This is a genomic window from Novosphingobium sp. (assembly GCF_049240505.1).
Taxonomy (GTDB): Bacteria; Pseudomonadota; Alphaproteobacteria; order Sphingomonadales; family Sphingomonadaceae; genus Novosphingobium.
The window spans coordinates 1-7273 of the sequence record NZ_JBMLSM010000002.1 but is presented as its reverse complement, the minus strand read 5'-3'; the positions used below and the strand labels follow the sequence as shown (position 1 = coordinate 7273).

Sequence of the window (7273 nt, the reverse complement as noted above, 5' to 3'; positions counted from 1 at the left end):
GACAGGCTCCGCACGCATAGAGGCTGAAAGCAGCTCTACAGCAGGGTGATCAAAAGCGGCAGCTCTCGACCCACAACTGGTCATCCAGGTCCTTTAAATTGAACGTCTGTTTGCGACCAAAGCTGTCACGCCCATTTTCGAGGACAAGCGTCAGCTCTTTCCATGACCACCTTTGGGGGAATCCTGAATTTCAGTTCGGGAACCATGCGTAGGTTGCTGGAAATGGCTCCGCCTATATGCGATCCAGATTGGCCTGCATTCTGGTCAATGTCTCGCGCAATTGTTCCAGCTCAAGCTTGTCCGTTTCGGCAAGCAGGCGTGTGTAGACAGCGTCCGCCTCGGCCCTAAGTTTGGGTAAAAGTTCGACTGCGGCCGGCATCAGGTGGATCTGCCATACTCGCCGGTCGTTTGCCGCGCTGCGTCGCTCAACCAGCGACAGCTCTTCAAGCCGGTCGATAGCCTGACCTACACTCGCTCGCTCCAATTCCAGCTCCCGCGCCAATTCGGTCTGCGTCATACCCGGTGTTCGATAGAGGTATGCAAGGGTCCGCCACTGGGTGCGGGTCAGCCCGAATTGTTCGACCGAGGTATCGAAGATGCGCCTCAGCCGCCGCGTCACCTCTTCCATCAGAAAAACCAGCTGATCCGTCTCGGTCAGAAATTTTGCCGCAGGTCCGGCGGCCGTCTGATCCGATTGCGTCATCATGCTACGAGCATAGTTCTTTCAAGGCAGGAATAAACATATTTACTGTAAAGTGCCTTACAGTGTAGTCCCAAGCGATGACGACAGCAACAACCAGCGTGATGGGAAGCGGCGGCATAACCCTCGCCGCCGAAATCATTGGAAATCCTGAGGCAATGCCGGTCCTGCTCGCCCATGGTGGCGGGCAGACGCGCAGAGCATGGAAGCGCGTTACGAACGATCTTGCCAATGCCGGTTTCTGCGCCATCGCTTTTGACATGCGCGGCCATGGCGATAGCGCATGGTCGGAGGCGGGTGCATATGAAATGCTTGATTTTGCGACCGATCTGGTGGCGATCGCTACGAAGATGGGCCGCAAGCCTGCTGTGGTTGGCGCATCACTCGGCGGGTTGGCAGGCTTGCTTGCTGAAGGCGTGCTTGCCCAAGGCAGCTTCGCATCGCTGACGTTGGTCGATATCGCGCCGCGCATGGAGCCTGATGGCGTTATGCGGGTCGTGGGCTTCATGGAGCAGCACGTCGAAACCGGCTTTGCTTCGCCGGAAGAAGCGGCGGAGGTGATCGCAGGCTATATGCCGCATCGTGGCAGGCGCGGCACGGGCGCTGGCCTGCGCCACTATCTCCGGCAAAAGGATGATGGCCGTTTCTACTGGCACTGGGATCCTGCCTTTATCCGAAACATCATGGCGGCCAAGCGCAGCAGTCCTGAAAATCAGGAGCATCAGTTCCAGACTCTCAGCGACGCGGCGGCCAGTCTCACCCTTCCGCTCCACCTCATTCGCGGCGGAGCCAGCGACCTTGTCTCTCAAGAAGCCGTCGTCCATCTCATGCAAGTCGCCCCTCATACTGAATATACTGACATCGCAGGCGCGACGCATATGGTCGTAGGTGACGCCAACGACGCCTTTTCGGCAGCGATCATCCAGTTCCTGATCCGGCATCACCGGTCGCACGGCGTGGTCGCATGAGCGACGATCTGACCCATGCCGAACGCGAAAGCCTTGAGCAGATGCTGCAAATAGCGCCGTTTCACCGGTGGCTGGGCCTGACGATAAGGTCCTGTTCGAGCGAGCAGCTTAAGCTGGAAATGCCCTGGCGCGACGAGATCGTCTCGAACCCCATGATTGGTTCGGCGCACGGCGGTGTGATCGCGTCTCTGATCGATCTGACCGGGCTCTACACACTGTTGTCGCAGGGCGCGGCTGCCAAGGCGACAGCGGATTTGAGGGTCGATTACCATCGCCCTGCAACATCAGGGCCGCTCGTGGCAACCGGTCAGGTGGTGAAAATCGGAAAACAGATTTGCGTTGCTGAAGCGCGCGTTGCCGGGCCGGATGGTAAGCTCATTGCGAGCGGAAGAGGCGCTTACATATGCTAACACGGGGCATCCTTTCAGGATTGTTGGCTTGCGCACTGGCACTGGGCGGATGTTCAGGAGGTTCTGACGAAACAGAGGCGCCTCAAGCCACCCAATCTGGCCCGCGTGAGCTTCAAACATTGGTCGTCCAGACCGCAATGCTTAGCGAACCGGTGAAGGCTTTCGGAACGATCGCCGCCAAGCAAACCAGCGCAATCGGTGCGTTTGCAGAGGGGCCGGTCGAACGGATCTATGTGAATGTTGGTGACCGTGTGACGCAGGGACAACCGCTCTTTCGCATCAGGCAAGCGGACTATGAGCGGAACGTGGCAGAGGCGCAGGCCGCCGTCGATCTTGCGACGGCTCAAGCCATCGAAGCCGAGCGGCGGCATGAACGAGTCATCGCGCTTGCGCCGAAGGGATTCGTGTCAAAAGCGCAGGTTGATACAGTCGAGACGCAGCTTGCCGTGGCGCGGGCGCAGAAGGCGCAGGCGCTTGCCGCCCTGGGAACGGCGCAGCAGGCTCTCAAAGATACAATTACGCGTGCGCCCTTTGATGGCGTCGTAACCGCGCGCCTGGTTGATGAAGGGGTGTTTCTCAACAATCGCTTTGCTGGCGGCAATCAGTCTGCCGCGCTCCAATTGCAAGAACTCGGAACCGTCGCCGCGATCGTCAATGCCCCGCAGGAATATGTCGATGTGCTGGTGCGCGGCATGCCGGCACGCGTCTATATCGAAGGCTTCGAGGAGCCTTTCGAAAGCGTTGTCTACATCATCAATGACCGCGTTGATCCCGAAAGCCGGAAGGTAGAATTGCGATTGCCAATTGCCAATCCGAACTACCGGATAAGCTCCGGCCTTGCAGCACGCGCCGAGATCCAGATACCGCCTGAACCCGCTATCGTTCTGCCCCGAACAACAATTCTGGGTGACAGTTCAGCAGCCTATGTCTTTGTTTTGGTGAATGGCAAAGCCGTGCGCCGTGAGATAAGGTTCGACAGCATCGACCTCGACAAAGTGCGCGTTCGCTCAGGCCTGAAGGCAGGCGAGGAAGTGATCCTCAATCCTCCGGCGACATTGCGTGATGGTGAGGCTGTCAAACCGCGTCGCGCGCAGCGCGAGACCTGATATGTGGCTCGCTGATGTTTCGATCCGCCGTCCGGTCTTCGCGACGATGCTGATCATATCGCTTGTGGTCCTCGGTCTGGTCTCCTTCGGTCGCCTCGGTGTTGATCTCTTTCCCGAAGTCGAATTTCCTTATGTTTCGGTGACCACCGCGCTGCCGGGCGCATCTCCAGGCACGATCGAGACTGAAGTCACCGACATCATCGAGGAGCAACTCAACACCATCGCAGGCTTGCGCCAGATGCGTTCCGTCAGTGCGGAAGGCGTCAGCATCGTCAATCTCGAATTCGAGCTCGAGCAAGACGCAGATCTTATGGCGCAGGAGGTCCGGGATAAGATGTCGCGGCTTGGCGCTGACCTGCCCGCCGACGCCGAACCGCCCGTAATCGAGAAAGTCGATCCGGACGCAGCACCGATCCTTTCGGTCCTTCTGTCCGGCGACATGCCGATCCGTGATCTGACAACCTTCGCTGACCAGGAGGTGAAGGAGCGCTTACAGCGGGTTCCGGGTGTCGGATCGGTTGAGCTTGTGGGAGGACGCGAGCGCGAGATGCGCATTTGGCTGGATGCGGCGGCCATGCGCGCGCGCGAGATTACGGCAGACGACGTGCTGTCGGCCATACAGCGTGAAAACGCAGAGCTACCAGGCGGCCGGTTGGTCACGGAGGGCCGAACGCGGCAATTCGGGATTCGCACCTTGGCCGAAGCGGCGAGCGCGGCAGAGTTTGCCCGGATACCCATTGCTTTCCGGCCCAATGGTCAAACTGTCCGTATCGGTGATGTCGGCCGCGTCGAAGATTCGGTCGAAGACGAGACCAGCTATGCCCAGCTTGACGGCAAACCCGGCGTCGTTCTTGAGGTGCGCAAGCAGAGCGGCGAGAACACCGTTGCAGTCGCAGAGCAAATTCGCGCCGCAATCGGTGAAATCAAGGCGACCGCGCCAGAGGGAGTTGATCTGGTTATCGCGCGCGATACGTCGCGCTTCATCGAACAGGCAATAGGCGATGTCCTGTTCGATCTCGTTATCGCCATAGTTCTCGTCGTGGCGGTGACATTTCTGTTCCTGCTCAGTTGGCGCGCCACCATCATCGTGCTTCTCGCAATCCCGACTTCGATCGTCTCGACATTCCTGGCTTTTGCAGCGTTCGATTTCACCATCAACATGATCACCCTGCTGGCGCTCACAGTGGCAATTGGCCTGTTGGTGGACGACGCCATCGTGGTGGTCGAGGCGATTCAGAACGATGTTGATGAAGGCGCTGATGCAACCGCGGCAGCGCACGCTGCAACCAAACGTGTGGCGCTCGCAGTTCTGGCGGGCACGTTTGCAACGCTGGCAGTGTTCGTTCCGATAGCTTTCATGGAGGGAATCGTCGGTCGGTTTTTCTTCCAATATGGATTGGCGATCGTGTTTTCTGTCAGCGTTTCGATGCTGGTTGCCTTCACTTTGACGCCAGCCTTGTCTGCCCGATTGCTCCGCCCCGAACATCCCGAAGATGGCTGGCTTGGACGTATCGAGCGATTTCACGTCGGGATGCGCCTTCGCTACGAACGGCTTGTGGGTTGGGCCACACGGAGACGATATCTCGTCCTTGGGGGCGCTCTCATGAGCGTTCTTGTTGGCGGATTTTTTGCCAGTCTTGTTCCCAGCACTTTCATGTCCACGACCGACCGCTCCGAATTTCTCGCAACGGTCAAGCTTCCCTTGAGCACAGGCATTGCTGGCGCGCGCGAAGCAGCAGAGCAAGCCGATATTGCACTTCGCAAGAACCCCGAGGTCGAACTGGTGTTTGCGAGCGCGGGCAGCGGCACAAATCCCAAGGTCAACGAGATTGACATCTATGTTGGGCTCACCCCCAAGCGGACCCGCGATCTGACGCAAGATGATCTGATGACGTTCGCACGCACCGCGTTAGGTGAAGGTGTGGCCGGAGCGCGCGAGGTGACGGTGGCTGAGGTGCCGTGGGTTTCCGGCGGCGGGGTCGGGCAAGCCGCGATCGAGCTTATCATCACCGGCAGTGATACTGCGGCAATCAACCTTTATGCCCAATGGCTTCAAGGGGAACTCGCCGCCCGTCCTGATTTCGTCGACGTTCGCTCCAGCTATGAAGGCGGCAGGCCTGAATTGCAGATCGCACTTGATCGTGATCGTGCAGCGGACCTTGGCATATCTGCGCGCAGCCTTGCTGCTGCGTCACGCACGCTGGTCGGAGGTAGCGAGGCAGGAACCTTTCAGTCCGACGGGCGCCGCTATGATGTCCGCGTTCGCCTCGACGAGGACAAACGGCAGAACCTGTCGGACATCAAGGCGTTGCCGCTCAGAACCGGAACAGGCGCTCTTGTTGATCTGGCAGCCATCGCCGATGTCGAAGTGGCTTTAAGTGCTGCCGAAATCGACCGCATTGACCGGTCACGGCAAATTTCTGTGCAGGCGAACACAGCCCCTGGCGTAGCGCTGAGCGTCGCGGTCACGAAGGTCGAAAACCTCCTTGCGTCCAACCCGCCGCCGCCGGGACTTTCGATCCGGACCGAGGGCACAGCGCGAAGACTGGCCGAAACGGGTGAAGCAATCATCTTCGCCTTCGCCCTCGCGATCGTGGCCCTCTACATCGTGCTGGCAAGCCAGTTCAACAGCTTCGGGCAGCCGATCATCATCATGCTCACTGCGCCACTTTCCTTTTCAGGGGCGTATTTTCTCATGTGGGTGGGAGGGCAGGAGATGAGCCTGTTCGCCCAGATTGGCATGATCGCGCTCATGGGGATCGTGATGAAGAACGGCATCCTTCTGGTTGATCTTGCCAACCAGTATCGTGACGCAGGCATGGATCCTGCCTCGGCAATGCGTAAGGCGGCGCCGGAGCGCCTTCGACCGGTTCTCATGACAGCATTGGCCGCTGTTTTCGGGATGTTTCCGGTCGCGCTTGCTCAATCAGATGCAGCTGAATGGCGCAACTCAATGGGCTTCATCATTATCGGCGGTTTGACCACTTCGACCTTCCTGACGTTGCTTGTCGTGCCGGCTGCATATTCTACGACCGCTGACCTGAGAGGCGCTGTGGCCCGCTTTGGCAGACTGGCTCGGGGATTGCTCGGTGGCGTGGGCAGCTCTCGATCATCATCGAGCCACCTTGAATGACGCAAGAGGGGCCGCACTAAAAGTCTTCTGTGTTGGAGACCGAGAGGCCGCAACTGTCTGACGGGCTCAGGCCTGAAGGTTCAGCATGGCACAAAAAACGTATGGCCCGCCCCGCTTGCAAGTAGGATTTTGAGAAGCTCTGATCAGTCTGCGTCAACGTATACGGTCTCATGGGCGAGCCCATGGCCAAGATGGATATCCGCACGTCTGGAGCCACAATAAAGACGCCGGCAACGAGTGCCATTTTTTTGGCCGGGCTTTCCAGACGCCGATCGACTGTCAGGCCATCTTCTCGATCCTTCCTGCAAACATCGTTGGCCTACGCGCTGGTGCGTGCGGCCGATCTGGTTATGCCGCGACTGGGTAGCCGCGTTCGAACGTTGCCTCCTTGCGTAGCGCCGCCCATGCGATCCTCGCCAACTTGTTCGCCAGGGCGACGACGATCGCATTGCGGTGGACACCGCGCTCGATCATGCCGGTCAACCAGCGCCCCAGCGGGGTCTCGCTTCGGGCTAGCGATGGCAAGGCTGCCCGGGCACCGTGGATGAGCAGGGTTCGCAGGTAAGTGTTCCCACGCTTGGATATGCCGAGCAGCCGTGGCTTGCCTCCGGTGGTATGTTGACGCGGAACCAGGCCGAGCCATGCACCCAGATCCCGGGCTTTGGCGAAGCTGCTGGCATTGCCCACCGCGGCGATCAGGGCTGTTGCGTTCAGCACGCCAACGCCGGGGATGGACATGAGCCGCCGTGCAGCCGCATCGTTACGCGCCAGTTCGATGAACTCGCCGTTCAGAGCCTCGATCCTGGCATCGAGTTCGCGCCACTCGGCACGCAGTTGGTCCATGAGCTGGCGCAGTCGCGGTGACAGGGTCGTATCCTCATCGGCCAGCATCGCATCGATACCCTGCTCGAACTTGCGGCGCCCGACCGGGAAGGTCGTTCCGCGCTCCAGCAGAA

6 protein-coding genes are annotated in these 7273 nt (G+C 59.4%); 4 read left to right on the top strand and 2 right to left on the bottom strand.

Translation table 11 applies throughout. The features are described from left to right. Window positions 1–232 precede the first annotated feature (232 nt). Complete coding sequence (locus ACOVQ0_RS00195; RefSeq protein ID WP_421878482.1) at window positions 233–706, bottom strand: MarR family winged helix-turn-helix transcriptional regulator; 474 nt, start codon at window positions 704–706, stop codon at window positions 233–235. Window positions 707–780: 74 nt separating this feature from the next. On the opposite strand from ACOVQ0_RS00195, the gene ACOVQ0_RS00190 reads away from it, so the two are divergent. Genes ACOVQ0_RS00190 through ACOVQ0_RS00175 form a run of 4 tightly spaced genes read left to right on the top strand, consistent with a single transcriptional unit; the run spans window position 781 to window position 6317 of the window. Next, the gene (locus tag ACOVQ0_RS00190; protein WP_421878479.1) at window positions 781–1668 is read left to right on the top strand and encodes an alpha/beta fold hydrolase; all 888 of its coding nucleotides are present in this window, start codon (window positions 781–783) and stop codon (window positions 1666–1668) included. Next, complete coding sequence (locus ACOVQ0_RS00185; protein ID WP_421878475.1) at window positions 1665–2078, top strand: hotdog fold thioesterase; 414 nt, start codon at window positions 1665–1667, stop codon at window positions 2076–2078. The genes ACOVQ0_RS00190 and ACOVQ0_RS00185 overlap by 4 nt, the downstream gene beginning before the upstream one ends. Further along, the gene (locus tag ACOVQ0_RS00180) at window positions 2072–3184 is read left to right on the top strand and encodes an efflux RND transporter periplasmic adaptor subunit (protein ID WP_421878472.1); all 1113 of its coding nucleotides are present in this window, start codon (window positions 2072–2074) and stop codon (window positions 3182–3184) included. Before ACOVQ0_RS00185 ends, ACOVQ0_RS00180 begins: the two co-directional genes overlap by 7 nt. Before the next feature lies 1 nt (window position 3185). Then, window positions 3186–6317, top strand: coding sequence for an efflux RND transporter permease subunit (locus ACOVQ0_RS00175; protein WP_421878469.1), 3132 nt, complete (start codon window positions 3186–3188; stop codon window positions 6315–6317). Between the two features lie 348 nt (window positions 6318–6665). Here the strand turns inward: ACOVQ0_RS00175 and ACOVQ0_RS00170 are convergent. Beyond that, on the bottom strand, window positions 6666–7273 hold a 608-nt coding region (locus ACOVQ0_RS00170), incomplete at its 5' end, for an IS110 family transposase (protein ID WP_421878465.1).

Bases quoted from the DNA above. Each gene is read 5' to 3' on its own strand.
- ACOVQ0_RS00175 (WP_421878469.1), top strand. From the start codon at position 3,186: ATGTGGCTCGCTGATGTTTCGATCCGCCGTCCGGTCTTCGCGACGATG.
- ACOVQ0_RS00195 (WP_421878482.1), bottom strand. From the start codon at position 706: ATGATGACGCAATCGGATCAGACGGCCGCCGGACCTGCGGCAAAATTT.
- ACOVQ0_RS00190 (WP_421878479.1), top strand. From the start codon at position 781: ATGACGACAGCAACAACCAGCGTGATGGGAAGCGGCGGCATAACCCTC.
- ACOVQ0_RS00185 (WP_421878475.1), top strand. From the start codon at position 1,665: ATGAGCGACGATCTGACCCATGCCGAACGCGAAAGCCTTGAGCAGATG.
- ACOVQ0_RS00180 (WP_421878472.1), top strand. From the start codon at position 2,072: ATGCTAACACGGGGCATCCTTTCAGGATTGTTGGCTTGCGCACTGGCA.